The sequence below is a fragment of the Streptomyces sp. NPDC107559 genome (assembly GCF_055657365.1).
In genome coordinates, this window is sequence record NZ_JBVKBD010000008.1 from 1 (window position 1) to 15,794 (window position 15,794).

Below are 15,794 nucleotides of genomic sequence, written 5' to 3' on the forward strand. Positions count from 1 at the left end.
CTGAACGGTCGTGTGGTGGTGGTGGATGCGGTGACGGGGTCGGTGGTCGGGACGCTGGAGGATGTGGGGTTGTTGCTGCGGGGTCTGGCGCTTTCTGCGGACGGGGCGTCGTTGTATGTGGCCGATGCGCAGGCGCAGAAGGTGCTGGTGGTGGATGTGGGGCAGGGGGAGGTGACGGGGTCGGTGGATCTGCCGAATCCGTTCGGGCTGGCCATGGCGGGGGACGGGCGTCGGCTGTTCGTGACGTTGCCGGGGGAGCGCAGTGTGGCGGTGGTGGATCCGGTGACGCGGGCGGAGAGTCGTGCGCGGATCCGGCTGGAGTGCGCTCCTCATGGTGTCTGTGTGTCCGCCGCCGGCGATCTGTTGTATGTGACCGATCCTTCCACGGACACGGTGACCGCCGTGGAACTGTGAGAGGCCGACGCGCGGATCACAATGCACCCGTGACTGCTTCCTCCGGGGCCTTCGGCCGATGCCCGGCCCCAATTCGGCGGAAGCGGCGGGCGATCCGGAGCAACTGTCCCGGCGGAGTGCCCTGAACCCCCTCGCCTGTGGGCAGTTGATCGGCACAATGGTGTGCATGCCCGACTACATCGAAGTCAACCTGGCGGGGGCGGACATACGCCTGGAACTTGCCGAGGTGGGAGAGCCTCTTGGGGACGAGGGGGAGTGGACGCCGGTGTCGAGCGGCGGCGCCAGGGTGACGGCGATGGCTGCCGACGCGCTCCGGGCCACCCTGCGTCCGTTGGGACCGCTGCTTCAGCAGGTTCACGACGGGATCACGAACACCGGCAACCCGCCGCAGGACGTCTGCGTGGAGTTCGGCGTGCAGATCGGTCAGGATCTGAAACTGGGCATCGTCGGTGGCAGCGGCCAGGCCACCATGAAGATCACGGCGACCTGGCGGTCCGGCGGTCAGCCGAACTGACATGGGATGGTTCAGACAGGACGGTTGCCCCAGGCCCGTCATCTCGGTCCTCAGACTCGATCCCTCGCGCACCGGGCGGGGAGCGGGCAAGGCGGCGGGTACGGCGGTGCTGCTGGCACCGCGTCAGGTCCTCACCTGCGCGCACGTGGTCAACGACGCCCTGGGACTCCAGCCGCTGACCACCGACCGGCCGGCGGCGGACGGTCTGGAGATCGTGTTCCACACTTCGGGCGCCCCCCGACGGGCGGTGGGGCAGGTGACCGTGTGGGTACCGCCCCGCCGTCTGGCGTCGGGAGTCTGGCACGGCGATCTGTGCGTGCTGGAGCTGGCGGAGCCCGCGCCCGAGCAGGCCCAGCCCGTCAGCTGGCTGGACATGGCCGAGGGGCAGCGAGTCCGGGCCTGGGGTCCCGACGGCAGGACCGGCGGCTTCGCCGACACCGAGGTCAAGCTGGCCGACGAAGGCATCTACTACCTGGACGGCGCGCTCTCCGGAGCGGCCATCGCCCCCGGCTTCAGCGGTGGTCCGCTGTGGTCCCGGTACGACCCGGCGGTGGTCGGTCTGGTCGTCGCGAACCGCGAGACGCACGGCGCGCTGACCGGGCAGCAGGTGCTGCGGCGCAGCTGGGCGCTGCCCTGGCAGACCATCCGCCTCGAACTGCTGGCCGCGGGCGCGCACGATCTGGTCGAAGTCTGCTCGACCGCCGACACCCTGCGCGCCGACCCGTTCCGAGAGGCACTGGCGCCCCTTCTCTGGGAACTTCTCGCCGAACCGGCGGCACGGACGGAACACTCCAGGACGCTGGCGGCCGAACTGGGCTACAACCCGCCGGCGGACACCTCCTCGCCGAGCGTCGAGGAACTGGTGAACCTGCTGGCCATGACGGAACGTGCGCTCGCGACCCTGACCGAGTCCCTGTCCTCCGCCTACGCCGCCGGCACACGGCCCCCGGCGTTGGAGCGCTTGCTGATGGCGGGCAGAGCGAGCGGCAGTGCCCGGCTTCTGTCCCTCGGCGAGCACCGGAGTCTGGTCGAGAAGCTCAAGCGGATCGCCGCGAGCGATGCCTCGTTGCTTCCCCGTGCGGCACGAGAGGCGCTGCGGTACACACCGCTGCCCGCCGGACTGCGCGGTGCGCGTCTGTCACCCGAGGAAGTCGATGCGGCGGTGAGCGAACTGGAGGCGCTGCCCGACGGGGATCCGCTGCCCGACGGCGGCCCTGCGGTTCCCGCGCTGCTGAAGCTGATCGAGTTCGCCGCGGCGGCGCCGGCCGCCCCGCTGCGCACGGAGCTGCGGGTCTGGAACCAGCGGGTGGCGCGCCGCCTGGGCGTACACACGGCGGCTCTCGCCCAGCGCAGGGCGGACGCGACGGCCTGGGCGGCACAGCGGCCCGCTGCCGTGACCCGCATCATCGCTCAGATCAGTACCCTCCCCTCGGACCCCGCGGATCACCATCGGTGTCGCCTGTGGCAGGTGCGGGCCGGTGAACCCCCGGTTCCCCTCCCCGTCGACGAGCCGGGCCCGTTCACGACGGCCGGGATCGGCGCCCTCATCCGTGAGGCCGCCGAGTGCGCCGAGGCGGAGAGCGGCCAGGAGGTCAGGGACGTGGACGTCCTGGTGGACCGGGCAGGGCTGCATCTGCCGGTCGACGAATGGGACGCGGGCAGCGCCATCGAGTGGCTGGGGGGCGGCTCCGAACCACTCGGCATCGGCTATCGCGTCGCTCTGCGATGCCCCGAGATCACCGCTCACAACCCCAAGCACGCCCATATGATGCGCGCCCGCTGGCGGGACGCGGACTCGGCCGAGTCATTGACCGTGGGTGAGGAGATCGCGCATCCCGCGCAGCTGTACCGCACGCTCAGGACGTCGCACGAGCGCACCGGCAAAGTCGTTCTGCACGGCCCCGCCGAGGTCCGCAGGACACTGATCGAGATATGCCTGGCCTGTGGCGTTCCCGCGGTCCTCTGGGACCGGGCGGCCCAGTCGCACGAGGACGCCCACCACCTCGACGAGGTGCCGGCCCACGCATTGCTCCGTCAGCTCCCGGAACGCGTACGCGAGTTCCGGGGGAAGATCTGGATGGAGCCCGAGCGCTACCGCGCCCGCCCGTCGCTCGCATGGGAGACGGAGGATTCCACTCCGCCTCCCGCCCGGCACCGCTTCACGGATCCAGCGGAAGGAGCACAGACCCGATGACCGATCTCGGTGCCCTCGAGGGCCCGCGGGTCCCCGACGGCGACAGCTGGCGACTGTTCCGGGGCGACGGCCGACAACGGGACATCGTCCTGCCGCCGGCACCGCCCTGGCGTCGGTTCGACCGGAGCACTCGCATCACCGAACGGCCGTACCTCATCAGCGCAAGGGAAGCCGATGTGGTGAGCGCCGCCCTGCACCTGCGGCGCCCCCTGCTGGTGACCGGGCATCCGGGCACGGGAAAGTCCTCGCTGGCGTACGCCATCGCCCGGGAGCTGCGCCTCGGAGCGGTGCTGACCTGGCCCGTGAACAGTCGCAGCACCGTTCAGGACGCGCTGTACCAGTACGACGCCGTCGGCCGGCTCCGGGAGAGCAACGTCAAGGTCAGACGCAGAGCGGATTCGGGTATCGGCTCCTACGTACGTCTGGGGCCGCTGGGTACCGCGCTGCTGCCCGCCGACCAGCCCCGTGTCCTGCTCGTGGACGAGCTGGACAAGGGCGACATGGATCTGCCCAACGATCTGCTGACCGTCTTCGAGGAGGGCGAGTTCGAGATTCCGGAACTGTCACGGCTTCCGGAGGACCAGTCCGACGTGTCCGTCATGACATCCGACACCGGGTTGCGGGCCGAACTCGTACGCGGCCAGGTGCGGTGCCGTGAATTCCCCGTCGTCGTCATCACCAGCAACGGCGAGCGTGAGTTCCCGCCCGCCTTTCTGCGCCGTTGCATCCGCCTGGACCTGCCCGATCCCGACGAGGGCAAGCTGCGGGCCATCGTCTCCGCCCATCTCGGGGACGTGGAAGTGGCCGGACTGGACGAGTTGATGGCCGCATTCCTCAACCGGCGCGCCCGAGGAGAGCTCGCGACCGACCAGCTGCTGAACGCGGTGTTCCTGCGCATGGGCGGGGTCGGCCTGGACGCCGACCGGTTGCTCGACGCCGTGCTGCACCGGCTCGGCGGAGCCGTCTAGCGATGATGCCGGAACCGCTCCTGAGAGCACTGGCCGACAGCGGAGGCGACATCTCCGCCGTGGAACTGCTCGACATCCTGTGGCTGGCCCGGCAGCTGCCCTCGGATGCCGCCGCTCCGCTGGCCCGGGCGATCGACGGCGCGTACGAAGCAGTGCCGCCCCCGGCTGCCGATGTGCAGGCCGACACGACTCCGTCCGAGCGTCCCCGGAACCGGCCCGTCAGCACGGCGCAGCCAAGAGGACAGGTCGGCCCCGGCAACGGCGTCGGAGCCGACCACGAGCGCCGCTCGCGCCGCGGCGCGGAGCAGATCTCCGGTGCCCTGCACGCGAGCGGCGCGTCCCCGCATCAGCAGGCGCGCCCCGCCATCCCGCTTCGGGTTCCGGAGGAAAAGGTCCTTGCACAGGAGGAACTGCCGCTGAGCCGGGCACTGCGGCCGCTCAAACGCACCCGCGCGGACCCGCGTGCCCGAGAGCTGGACGAGAGGGCGACCGTGGCGGCGGCAGCGGAGACCGGACTCCTCGATCCCGTCATGCGCCCCGCGCGCACCCGATGGCTCGACCTGATGATGTTGGTGGACGACGGAGTCTCCATGCTCCTGTGGCGCCGTCTCGCCACCGAAGTACGGCAGTTGCTCGAACGCAGCAGCGCGTTCCGCACGGTGCGCGTGTACGGCCTCGACACCCGGGGACCGCACGCCCCGCGGATCACCTCCCAGCCTTACACCGGCGGCGACCACACTGCGGCACCCGCCATGTACACCGCCGACACCTCCGTCGGCAGCACACTGTTGCTGGTGGTGAGCGACGGAGTCGGCACCGCCTGGCAGGACGGACGGATGCACACCGTCCTCGCCCGGCTGGCGCAGCGCGGGCCGACCGCCGTGATGCACACCCTGCCCGAGTCCCTGCGCGAGAACTCGGGTCTGCACAGCCGGCAGTGGCAGGTCACCACCCGGCGAGCCGGGGCCGCGAACCACACCTGGGAGATCCGCGACCCCGTCCTGCCGCCCGGCCTGATCCCTTTCGACGGACTGCCGGTACCCGTCCTCGACCCGTCGGCGCCCGTCGTCGAAGCGTGGGCCCGGCTCGTCGGCTCCACCGGGGCCAGCGTGAACCTGCCGCTGCTGGCAGCGGTGCCCCCGGCCCTGCCCGCACAGGTCCTGCACGGCACTCGTGACGCGGGACAGGACGTTCTGCGTTTTCGCGCGGCGGTCACGCCGGAGGCCTATCGGTTCGCCGCGCACGTTGCCGCGGTCTCTCCCGCGACCGTGCCGGTCATGCGACTGCTCCAGCGGGTTCTCGGCGATCACATCCAGACCAGCCACCTCGCGGAGGTCTTCCTCGGCGGTCTGATGCATCGAACGGACACGGGCGGCGATGGGACGCACCCCGAGCAGCGCCTGTTCGACTTCACCGAGGAGACCCGCCGTATCCTGCTGAGCACCGTGCCTGCGAGCGAACTGCTGCGGGTGCACGAGGCACTCAACGCCCGCCTCTACGAACTGACCGGACGCGCACCGGCTTTCGCCGCCTGGCTGGCCCACGAACGCGGCACCGGCCGCATCGACGCACACGGACGGTCCTTCACCACCGCCGATGAACCGCTGATGCGGCGACTCGGCCTCACCGACTCCTTGCCGTCCCAGTCGCCCCCGTCCCCGCCCTCACCGCCCGAGCCCGAAAGGCCGGTGCCGGACGACCTGGCCCGGCCGGGCTCACCGTGGACATCCCTGCGGGACGAGGACCCCACGGCACTGGGCCCCTATGCCCTCGTGGCGCGCCGCGCCGTCCAACAGGGCAACGTCGTGCAGTACCTGGGACAGGTCAGCCCGCCGGACGCGCGGTCGAGCCCCTACGTGCTGCTGCGCGTCCCGCGCACCGGGGACCTCGCGGGCGACCGGGAGCTGGTCGTGCGGGAGGCGGCGGCACTCGGGCGGCTGATCGGATTGGGCGCGCCCGCAGTCTGGAACATGGCGACGGGCGACATTCCCTGGCTGGCCGTGGACCCGTTCGGCCTTCGACTCGCCGGACAGCACGATCTGGCGACGATCCTGAGCACCGATGTGGTCCTGGAACGGGCCGAATACCTCTGGACAGGCGCCAAACTGGCCGCCGTGGTGGCCCGCGCACACGGCAAGCGGATCGTGCACGGCGCACTCACGCCGCACTGCGTCCTCCTCGCGGAGAAGGAGGTGCTGATCACCGACTGGACGACCGCCACCATCGACGGCATCGCGAGCCGTCACCGCCTGCCGCCCGCCGCGGACAGCTTCCTGTTGCCGCCGGAGCTGAGGGCCGACGCCTCGGCCGAACCCACACAGGCGTCCGATGTCTACACCCTGGGCGCCATTCTGACCCTGGCCTACGACGCCCCGCCCCGAGACCTCCACCACCCCACCGGCCCGGACGCGGCCGACGGAGACCTCTTTCGCGTCCTGCGCCGGAGCATGGCTGCCGATCCGGATGCCCGCCCCTCCGCCGCGGAGGTCTCCCGAACGCTGCGTGCGCTGCTGCGTACGGCCCAAGGCGCACCGCCCGACCGGCACGGCGAAGCCGACCTCGCCGGCGAAGCGGACGAAGCGGCTCGGAGCGCACCGCTGCCGCAGCCGCAGCCGCTGCCGCAGCCGCTGCCGACAAGGCCGGCGGCCGGAGCCGGACCGGACCCGTCCGCCGAGACCGGAACACCGGGACGGCACCAGGGCGCACCACGCGAACAGGGCGGCCGGCTCGCTGTCGACGAGCGCCAGCGCGAGGCGGCAGCCACGTTGCAGCGCTCCCTCCTGCCACAGGAACTGGAAGAGCCCGACGACCTGCGCATCGCGGCCGTCTACCAGCCCAGTGGCACACACACGGTGCCGGGCGGCGACTGGTACGACGCGATCACTCTGGGAGGCGGCCGGGCGGCCCTGGTGATCGGCGACGTGATGGGCAAAGGCCTCGGCGCGGCAGCCGTCATGGGGCAACTGCGCACAGCGGTGCGTGCGTACGCCCGTCTGGATCTCCCGCCGCACGAGGTGCTTCAGCTCATGGACGGCCTCATATCGGAGATCGACGCCGAACGCATCGTCACCTGCGCCTACGCCGTCCACGATCCGAGCGAGGGCCGGTTGATGTACGCCTCGGCCGGCCATCCGCCGATCCTCGTTCGTGATCACCACGGAACCGTCGTAAGGGCCGACGAGGCAAGTGGGCCACCGCTGGGAACGGGCGGTTGGATGTACACGTCGGGTTCGCTCCCACTGGGCCCCGGCGCCACGGTGGTGCTGTACACGGACGGCCTCGTCGGAGGCCGTGACCAGGACATCGACAGTGGTGTCGCTGCCTTTGAACAGGCGCTGTCCGTGGCGAGCGGTCCGCCTCGGGTCGTCTGCGACCGGTTGCTCCGGCACCTCGGCGTCACCGCCGATCACGACGACGACGTCGCTGTCCTGGTCGCTCAGCGACCGGACCTCACCGGTCCGGACGGCGACCTGTTCCGCAGCGTGACCCTGCAGTTGCCGCTCGAGGCAGAAATTGCTTCCCGCGCACGCGCGTTCGCCTCCGGCGTTCTGACGGCGTGGGGCGTTGCGCCGGAGGTGCAAGACCGAGGCGTCCTTGCTGTGAGTGAACTGGTCACCAACGCTGTCGCGTTCGGCGCCTCACCCAGGCGACTGGAACTCCGCCGTACGAACCGTCGCTTGATCATCGAGGTGAGCGACGGCGACGAGCATCTCCCGCGTCGGCGAGAGGCGGGACCGCAGGACGAGTCGGGCCGGGGCATCCGGGTCGTCGCGGCGATCGCGTCGAACTGGGGGTCCCGGCGGACCCCGGGCGGCGGCAAGACGGTCTGGTGCGAGTTCATGCTGGACGCGTGACGGCCGCGGGCGCGGAGCGGCGCCGGCGGACGGGCCGGGCCCAGGGGTGCCGTGAGCGGTGGGAACAGCCGGTCCGGCCGGCCGCGGCGGGCCCGCCAGGAGGCCGGGGCTGCGGCAGGCGAGGCGGCAGTGCCCGGCGCGGCCGACGGCGCGGCCTCCAGCGGGTCCGGCAGCTCCGCCGGGCTGTCACCGAGGGCGTCACGAGTGCCGGGTGACCGACTCGTCAGCCGACCGTAAGGTGGCGGTCGTGACCGAGACTACCGACATCACTCTCGCGGACATCGATCTCCTCCTCGACGAGGTCCGGGCCTCTGCCGCGCGCGTCGACGCCGGTCTCGGCCCGTTGACCGATGTCCGGGCCCGTGAGCCGTCGGCGCTGCCGGGCTGGAGCCGTGGCCACGTCCTCACCCACCTCGCCCGCAGCGCCGACGTCTACCGGTGGCTGCTGACGCTGGCCCGCACCGGCACGGAGCCCGGCCCACGGGCGGACGCCGCCACCCTGGACCGTGCGCTGCGCGAGGGCGCCGATCGCTCCGCCGACGAACTCACCGCCGACCTGCGCGGCAGCCTCGCCCGACTGCTCGATGCGGCACAGGCCATGCCGGCCGAACGCTGGTCCGTCCTGGTCACCGCACTTGCAGGGTGGCGGCACCCCGCCTGGTTCACGCTCCAGCGCTGCCGGCGTGAACTCGAGACGCACCACGTCGACCTGGACCTGGGCTACAGCGCGGCCGACTGGCCATCCAGCTACGTCACATGGGCCCTCGACGACACCGTCGCCGCGCTCACCGCGCGCGACTTCCCGGTTGCCCGCATTCACGCCACCGACCTCGATCGCGCCTGGACCCTGGCCCCAGTCGGCGCCACGGTCACCGGCTCGGGTCACTCCGTCCTCGCCTGGCTCGCCGGGCGCGGTACGGACCCGCGGCTGCGCTCGGACGTTCCGCTGCCCACCCCGCCCAGGTGGCCCCTCCCGCCGGCACCGGGCTGGGCCTGAGGTCCTGGGGGTGGGGCGGCTGTTGTCCGTCCAGGTGAATGACCGGCCGCATCCGGGCGATCAGCGTCGGTCGGTGCTGTTCGGTGCCGGCCGGCGGGGCAGGCCTTGTGGTGATCTTGAGCTACGGCTCCGGTAGGGGCTGCCTTGATCTGTCCCGCAAATGAATTCTGAGTCGTGGAGAGTCGTTCATGGTGGCAAAGAGACGATCTGCGACGGTCCGGTTCATTGTTGCGAGTGCTGTTTCCATGATTGCGTTGACGGGATGTGCGATGACGGGCGTCGAAGCTTCGGGCGGCGAGGCGAGTTCTTCCGTGGCAGCCGCTCCGGCTCCGACGGGCGACGTCGACGCGGATGCGGCGAAGGCTCTGCGTCAGGAATTGTCGCGCGTCGGCGTCAAGAAATTCACCGGCGCGGACTACAAGCCGGGCAAGGTTCAGCACATTGTTCTTTTCCAATTCAAGCCGGGCACATCCGCAAAGGAACAGGCCGAGACGATGAGGCGGTTCCGCTCCCTGAAGACCGAGGCGGTCCGTCACGGCAAGCCGTACATCACGTCTCTGGAGTCAGGCACCCAAACAAGCGGGGAGGGGCTGGGCAGAGGGATGCAGCAGGGCTACATCGTGACGTTCGCATCCGAGGGGGATCGGAATTACTACGTGGGAAAACCTATTGTGACCGATCCGAAGTTCTATGACCCGGCACACGAGGCGTTCAAGAATTTCGTCCGACCGCTGCTTGAGGGTGCCATCGTCTTTGATTTCAGCCCCGGTCGTTGAGAACGCGGCCGCGGCGAGTCGATCCGGGCGTCAGCCGACGGTGAGGACCATCCGGAAGCGGGCCTTGCCGGCGAGCATCTTCTGGAAGGCCTCGTCCGCGCGGTCCAGTGGCACGGTCTCGGTCATCGGGCGGATGTTGTGCAGGGCGCTGAAGGCCATGGTGTCCTCCACGTCCTGCGAGGTGCCGGACGGGTGGCCACGGACGACGTAGCCGCTGAACAGGAGCTGGGCCGGGGTGATGCCGAGCGGCTCGGTGTCGGCTCCGATGACCACTAGCTCACCGCGGGGGGCCAGGCCGGACACGGCGGAGGTGATGGCCTCGGAGTTGCCCGCGGTGGCCAGGACGACCTTGGCGCCGCCGAGGGACTGGAGCGCCTCGGCGACCGGAGTGCCGGAGGTGCTGTCGACGTAGTGGTGGGCGCCGAGCTGCTTGGCGAAGTCGGCCTTCCCGGCGCCGCGCGCGATTCCCACGGTCTCGAAGCCCATCGCGGCCGCATACTGCACTCCCAGGTGTCCCAGGCCGCCGAGGCCGAGCACCGCGACCAGATCTCCCGGCTGTGCGGAGCTGCGCCGGAGCCCGTTGAAGACCGTGACGCCCGCGCAGGCCATCGGCCCCGCGTCGACCGCCGACAGCGCGTCGGGGATCCGGGCGAGCGCGTCCACGGGCGCGACGACCTTCTCGGCGAATCCCCCCTCGTACGCCCATCCCGGGACCTGAAGGCTGCGGCACACGATGAAGTCACCCTCACGGCAGGGCTTGCAGTGCCCGCAGCTGCCGCCGAACCAGCCGACCGCGACGCGGTCGCCGACCTGCCATCCCTGGTCCTGGGCGGCTGCACCCAGTTCCTCGATGCGGCCGGCGATCTCGTGTCCGGGCACCTCGGGGAACGACAGGCCCGGCAGCCCGTTGCTCACGAAGATCGCATCGCTGTGGCAGACGCCGCATGCCTCCACGGCGATCCTGACCTGGCGGGGTCCCAGCTGCGACGTCTCCCGCTCGGCGATTTCGAACGTGCCGTTCGGGGTGGTGACCTGCGCGACTCGATACGCACTCATCTCAGCGCTCCTCGGGGAAGTGGTCGCCGTACATCGGCAGTTGGCTCAGGGACTGTTCGCGGGTGGCTTCCTGCTCGATGACGTCCCAGTGTTCCGCCAGGACACCGTCCTCGATGCGGAGGAAGTCGACGGCGATCCACGGGGCGGCCTGGTCGTGTCCCGAGAAGCGGCCACGCACCATGACCATGTCGCCGTCGGCCATGACCAGTTCATGCTCGTGTCGCAGGTCCGCCGGGAGACTCCTGACGAGGTCGAAGAGCCCGTCCCGTCCGGGCGCGATATGGGCGCTGTGCTGGATGTAGCCGGGGGACCAGTAGCGTTCGGCCGCGTCGTAGTCCCGCTTGTTGAACAAGGTGTCGAAAGCGTCGAGGACGACAGCCTTGTTCTTCTCTTCGAGGGCGCTCATGGAGGGAAACCGCCTTCTGTATGCCGCCTGCGGAGTCAGGCGCAGGCAGCCGGAAAGCAATGCGGAGCCACGTCGATCAACGACGGTGTCCAGTGCCACGATACGTAGGTTTCGGAACATCCACAGTTTCGGGTTCTCCCGGTCGGAGATTCTCTCCTCGTCCGGTGTCGGCGGCGGGGTGGCGGTCCGGGCGGACGCCCAGGACCTCGAGCATGGCGCGGGTGGCGGGGCTGGGGTTGAAGCGGCTCCAGGCCAGGTACTCCATCCGGTGCGGCCCGTCCCGTACCGGGACCAGGGACAGGCCGGGATCCTCGGCGACGAGCGGGCGGATGAACGCCGAGGGCAGCAGGGCAACCCCGAGGCCACGCCCGATCAGCCGTGTGATCAGCTCCACGACACCGGACTCGTAGGCCACGTCACGCACCAGCCCGGCGGCGGCGAACGCCCGGTCCGACTGGGCACGGGCCGGGGTCCCGGCCACGAAGTCCACGAACGTCTCCCCGGCGATCTGCGCGAGTGTCACGCGAGGCGCAGCCGCCAGCCGGTGCCCGGCCGGTACGACCAGGACGTGCTCGTGGTGATCCAGGACGAGGGTCTCCACCCCGGCAGGCCGCTCGCCTTCCGGCAGGCCCAGGAACGCGATGTCCAGCTTCCCGGCGCGGATCGCGGCCGCCAGGTCGTCGCTGCGCCCGGAGCGCAGGACGACCTGTACGTCGGGATGCCGGGCGCGGTAGCGCTGGAGCAGCTCGGGCACGTCCACGGCCGCTGTCGTCGCGATCACGCCGACGGCGAGCTGCCCCCGTACCACCCCGGTCGCGGCGACGGCGTCCGCGACGGCCCGGTCGGCGGCGGCCAGACATTCGCGTGCGCCGACGAGGAACGCCGTGCCCGAGCTCGTCAGTTCGACCCGGCGACTGGACCGGGCGAACAGTCGTACCCCCAACTCCCGCTCCAGCGCGGCGATCCGGTGGCTGAGGGAGGACTGTACGACGCCGCAGCGCTCGGCGGCGCGGGTGAAGTTCAGGGTGTCGGCGACGGCGACGACGTACCGCAGCAGCTGAAGATCCATGGATCAATGGTTTCTGTTCATGACTGTTAAGGCAACCATGCTTTGGCGTCATGACCGCCCGCTGCCGAGACTTCCGGCATGGGTTTCATGCCTCGGTTTCAGACGCGGGCGGCCACTGTCGCCGTGACCGCGCTCGCCCCCGCCTCCTGGGGCACCACGTACGTGGTGACCACACGGCTGCTGCCTGCGGGGCACCCGATGTTCGCCGGACTGATGCGCGCCCTGCCCGCAGGTCTGATCGCGCTGGCGCTCACCCGGGTGCTGCCCCATGGGCGGTGGTGGTGGCGGACGGCGGTCCTCGGCGCGCTCAACATCGGCGCGATGCCGCTGCTGTTCGTGGCAGCCGAACGACTGCCCGGCGGGGTGGCGGCCACCCTCGGCGCCGCCCAGCCCTTGCTGGTCGGCGCGCTGGCCGTGGTGCTGCTGCATGAGCGGCCCACGGCCTGGCGGCTGGTCTGGGCCGTGCTGGGAGTGCTGGGGGTCGCGCTCGTCGTGCTCGGGCCGCGGGCCCGGCTGGACGCCGTCGGGGTGCTCGCCGGCCTCGGGCATACCGCGACCATGGCGGGCGGGGTCGTCCTGACCAAGCGCTGGGGCCGTCCCGAGGGGGTGAGCCCGCTGACGCTGGCCGGCTGGCAACTGACCGCAGGCGGGCTGCTGATGCTCCCGTTCACCCTCGGGGTCGAGGGAGTCCCGGGCCGGATCGACGCGGGGGCCGCGGGCGGATACCTGTGGCTGGGCAGCATGGGCGGGCTGGTCGCGTACACCCTGTGGTTCCGCGGGATCGGCCGGCTGCCCGTCGGTGCGAGTGCTCCGCTGGTGCTGCTGTCGCCCCTGGTCGCGACCGTCATCGGGGTCGCCGGAGGGGAGTTGCTGAGCCGGGCGCAGACGTTCGGCTTCGCGCTTGCGCTGAGCGCCCTGCTGGCCGCCCAACTCGACCCCGCGGAACGGAAGAAGACCGCACTCGAGAAGGAGAGACACGATGCAACAGCCCACCACGCCGACGCGGCGCATGACGATCGCCGTGTTCGGCGCCACGGGGATGGTCGGCAGCCGGGTGGTCGTCGAGGCAAGGACGCGCGGACACCGGGTGCTGGCGCTGTCCAGAAAGCCGGCGAGTGACAGCCGGGGAGCGGCACCGGAAGACCCGGGCGTGACGCCGCTCGCCGTCGACGTCACGGCCGACCTGAGTGCCGTACGCGGCGAGCGGTTCGCCGCGGCCGCCCGTGGCGAGATCGAAGCGGTGGTGCGCGAACTGCTGCCGCTGGACGAGGCCGTGCCGGCGCACCGGAAGATGGTCGCGGGTGAGGTCTTCGGCGGGATCGTGCTGACGCCGTAGTCCCCGCGCTCTCCGCGGGAGACGCCGACCGTGCCGTGGCAACGGCCGTGGGCGAGCCTCTCAGTCCTTGATCGTGACGGCGATGAGGGTCTGGAGCTGTGCTGTGGTGCGGTCCAGGGGTTCGGTGCTGCGCTTGGCGCGGCACAGGGCGACGGCGCCCTCGACGGCGGCGACGACGAGCGTGGCGACCTGCGCCGCCTGTTCGGTGTCGGCGCCGTGTTCCCGCAGGGAGTCGGCGAGCAGGCCCTCCCACCGGTTGAAGACCTCGGCCGCGGCCGCCAGGGCGGGCGGCACCTCGTCGGCCGGAGGCTCCTCGATGGCCACGGCCAGGACGGGGCAGCCGGCCTGGAAGTCGGTGTCGACGACGATGCCCCGCCACAGGGCCAGGAAGGCGCTCAGTCCGGCGGCGGGGCCCGCCGCGAGCTCCTTGCGCAGAGTGCGCGCGACCCACTCGCCCGTGTAGTGGACCGCCTCCGTGGCCAGTTGCTGCTTGCCTTCGGGGAAGTAGTGGTACGTCGAGCCGAGCGGCGCCTTGGCGTGCTTGGCCATCTCCCGGATGCTCGTTGCGCTGAGCCCGCGGCGGCTGATCATGTCGGCGGCACCGGCCACGATCCGTTCGCGGGACGGCGTACCGCCACTGCTTCTGGCCACCTGCACATCCCCTCTGGCTATAACGACCGTCATAGTCTAGCGTGACCTCTCGTTATAACGACTGTCATAACGAGAGTCGCCGAAACCGAGGAGCCTCCATGCCGTTGATCCGGTTGACCGTCCCGACCGGCGCCCTGACCGAACAGGGCCGTACGACGATCCAGCGGGATCTCGCCGCCGTGCTGCTGCGGTGGGAAGGTGCCCCCGACACGGCCTTCTTCCGGGCCCAGGCGTGGAGTCACCTGATCGAGCTGCCCGAAGGGGCACAGGCCACCGCCGAGGACGAAGCGCCCCGCCTCCTGGTGGAGGTGACGGTTCCGCAGGGCGCCCTGTCCGAGCGGCGCAGGGCGGGCCTGGTCGAGGATGCCACCACCACCGTGCTCGCGGCCGCCGGACTGGCCCCGGCCGAGGCGCTGCGGGTGTGGGTGCTGGTGCACGAGCAGCCCGACGGCACCTGGGGCGCGGGCGGCTCCCTCGTCCGCCACGCCGACCTGGTCGCCCTGGCGAAGGGGCAGCGGGCCGATGCGTGAACTGACCTACATCGCACGGCACGCGATCGAATGGCGCGAGGCACCCGACCCCAAGATCCGCTCGGCCCAGGAAGCGATCGTCGCTCCCGTCGCCGCCACCCCCTGCGACGTGGACTCCTCCATCCTCGCCGGGCACGGCTTCATCGATCCGCCGTTCGCCCTCGGCCACGAATGCGTCGCCCGTGTCACCGACATCGGCGACCACGTGACCGGTGTGGCCCCCGGCGACCTGGTCGTGGTGCCCTGGTCCATCAGCTGCGGCACCTGCGCCCCCTGCCGCGGCGGGCTCACCGCGCACTGCGCATCGGTCCCGCACATGGCCATGTACGGCGCGCCGATCGGCGGCAGTTGGGGAGGCCTCTTCTCCGACCTGGTCCGCATCCCTTACGCGGACGCCATGCTGGTCCCGCTGCCCGCCGGCCTCGACCCGGTCGCCATGGCCTCGGCGAGCGACAACTGGTCCCTGTCCTGGCGCCTCGTCGCCCCCCATCTCAAGGCCCGTCCCGGCGCCCGGGTGCTGGTCGTCGCCCGCGGCAGCATCGGTCTGTACGTGTGCGACATCGCCCGCGCCCTCGGCGCCGGCGACATCCTCTACGTCGACCCCGACGCCGAGCACCGCCGTCTCGCCGCGGCCTACGGCGCTCGCACCGCCGAGGCGATCGAGCCGATCCCGCACGGCTTCGACCTGGCCGTCGAGGCCACCGGCCGCGTCGACCAACTCGCGCTCGCCGTCAGGTCCCTCGCCCCCGAAGGCGTCTGCGAGTCCGCGGGCAACCACTTCCGGCCCGGCGAACTTCCCCTGCTCGACATGTACCTCACCGGCGTCACCCTGCGCATCGCCCGCGACAACGTACGCGCGCACATTCCCGACGCCCTCGATCTCGCCGCCTCGGGGAAGGTCGCGCCCGGCCGCGTCGTCTCCCATGTCCTCGACTGGGAGCAACTGCCCGAAGCACTGCCGCAGAAGCACCTCAAGCCCGTCTTCGTCCGCGACATCACTGCGCCCCGGAGCCCGGACCCGAGCTGAGC

Annotated in this window: 14 protein-coding genes and 2 pseudogenes; 12 read left to right on the forward strand and 4 right to left on the reverse strand. The window is 71.2% G+C overall.

The features are described 5' to 3' along the window. From ACZ7OY_RS23435 to ACZ7OY_RS23470, 8 genes and pseudogenes are all read left to right on the forward strand, one after another. Window positions 1-414, forward strand: a 414-nt coding sequence (locus tag ACZ7OY_RS23435; RefSeq protein WP_471913149.1) for a YncE family protein, incomplete at its 5' end; no start/stop codon positions are given. Between the two features lie 166 nt (window positions 415-580). Then, a complete protein-coding gene (locus ACZ7OY_RS23440; protein ID WP_471913150.1) occupies window positions 581-928 on the forward strand; it encodes a CU044_2847 family protein in 348 nt (115 codons plus the stop codon). A 1-nt stretch (window position 929) separates the two neighbouring features. After that, complete coding sequence (locus tag ACZ7OY_RS23445) at window positions 930-3,122, forward strand: VMAP-C domain-containing protein (RefSeq protein ID WP_471913151.1); 2,193 nt, start codon at window positions 930-932, stop codon at window positions 3,120-3,122. Beyond that, complete coding sequence (locus ACZ7OY_RS23450; protein ID WP_471913152.1) at window positions 3,119-4,090, forward strand: AAA family ATPase; 972 nt, start codon at window positions 3,119-3,121, stop codon at window positions 4,088-4,090. Before ACZ7OY_RS23445 ends, ACZ7OY_RS23450 begins: the two co-directional genes overlap by 4 nt. A gap of 5 nt (window positions 4,091-4,095) precedes the next feature. Further along, window positions 4,096-5,577, forward strand: a pseudogene (locus tag ACZ7OY_RS23455) (SAV_2336 N-terminal domain-related protein); the annotation flags it as partial. Between the two features lie 719 nt (window positions 5,578-6,296). Beyond that, window positions 6,297-7,944, forward strand: a pseudogene (locus ACZ7OY_RS23460) (ATP-binding SpoIIE family protein phosphatase). Window positions 7,945-8,191: 247 nt separating this feature from the next. Beyond that, a complete protein-coding gene (locus ACZ7OY_RS23465) occupies window positions 8,192-8,941 on the forward strand; it encodes a maleylpyruvate isomerase family mycothiol-dependent enzyme (RefSeq protein WP_471913153.1) in 750 nt (249 codons plus the stop codon). 188 nt (window positions 8,942-9,129) lie between these two features. Continuing rightward, the gene (locus tag ACZ7OY_RS23470) at window positions 9,130-9,717 is read left to right on the forward strand and encodes a Dabb family protein (RefSeq protein WP_471913154.1); all 588 of its coding nucleotides are present in this window, start codon (window positions 9,130-9,132) and stop codon (window positions 9,715-9,717) included. Window positions 9,718-9,747: 30 nt separating this feature from the next. Here ACZ7OY_RS23470 and ACZ7OY_RS23475 read toward each other — a convergent pair whose 3' ends face one another. The 3 genes from ACZ7OY_RS23475 to ACZ7OY_RS23485 all read right to left on the reverse strand — a co-directional run bounded on the left by ACZ7OY_RS23475 (window position 9,748) and on the right by ACZ7OY_RS23485 (window position 12,248). After that, window positions 9,748-10,773: an alcohol dehydrogenase catalytic domain-containing protein gene (locus ACZ7OY_RS23475; RefSeq protein ID WP_471913155.1), complete on the reverse strand. Its 1,026-nt coding sequence runs from the start codon at window positions 10,771-10,773 to the stop codon at window positions 9,748-9,750. A gap of 1 nt (window position 10,774) precedes the next feature. Next, a complete protein-coding gene (locus ACZ7OY_RS23480) occupies window positions 10,775-11,179 on the reverse strand; it encodes a nuclear transport factor 2 family protein (RefSeq protein ID WP_471913156.1) in 405 nt (134 codons plus the stop codon). 76 nt (window positions 11,180-11,255) lie between these two features. Beyond that, on the reverse strand, window positions 11,256-12,248 hold the full coding sequence (locus ACZ7OY_RS23485; RefSeq protein ID WP_471913157.1) for a LysR family transcriptional regulator: 993 nt from the start codon (window positions 12,246-12,248) through the stop codon (window positions 11,256-11,258). 87 nt (window positions 12,249-12,335) lie between these two features. Here ACZ7OY_RS23485 and ACZ7OY_RS23490 point away from each other — a divergent pair, with 87 nt between their 5' ends. Both ACZ7OY_RS23490 and ACZ7OY_RS23495 read left to right on the forward strand, forming a co-directional pair. Next, window positions 12,336-13,367: an EamA family transporter gene (locus ACZ7OY_RS23490; protein WP_471913158.1), complete on the forward strand. Its 1,032-nt coding sequence runs from the start codon at window positions 12,336-12,338 to the stop codon at window positions 13,365-13,367. Beyond that, entirely contained in the window at window positions 13,288-13,584 is a 297-nt protein-coding gene (locus ACZ7OY_RS23495; RefSeq protein WP_471913462.1) for a hypothetical protein, read from the forward strand. Before ACZ7OY_RS23490 ends, ACZ7OY_RS23495 begins: the two co-directional genes overlap by 80 nt. 60 nt (window positions 13,585-13,644) lie before the next feature. On the opposite strand, the gene ACZ7OY_RS23500 is transcribed toward ACZ7OY_RS23495, so the two are convergent. Continuing rightward, the gene (locus ACZ7OY_RS23500) at window positions 13,645-14,235 is read right to left on the reverse strand and encodes a TetR/AcrR family transcriptional regulator (RefSeq protein WP_471913159.1); all 591 of its coding nucleotides are present in this window, start codon (window positions 14,233-14,235) and stop codon (window positions 13,645-13,647) included. Window positions 14,236-14,333: 98 nt separating this feature from the next. Between ACZ7OY_RS23500 and ACZ7OY_RS23505 the strand changes: the two genes are divergently transcribed. After that, window positions 14,334-14,765 carry a tautomerase family protein gene (locus ACZ7OY_RS23505; RefSeq protein WP_471913160.1) on the forward strand — a complete coding sequence of 144 codons (432 nt, stop codon included), beginning with the start codon at window positions 14,334-14,336 and terminating at the stop codon, window positions 14,763-14,765. Beyond that, window positions 14,758-15,792, forward strand: coding sequence for a zinc-dependent alcohol dehydrogenase (locus tag ACZ7OY_RS23510; protein WP_471913161.1), 1,035 nt, complete (start codon window positions 14,758-14,760; stop codon window positions 15,790-15,792). Before ACZ7OY_RS23505 ends, ACZ7OY_RS23510 begins: the two co-directional genes overlap by 8 nt. Window positions 15,793-15,794: the final 2 nt, after the last annotated feature.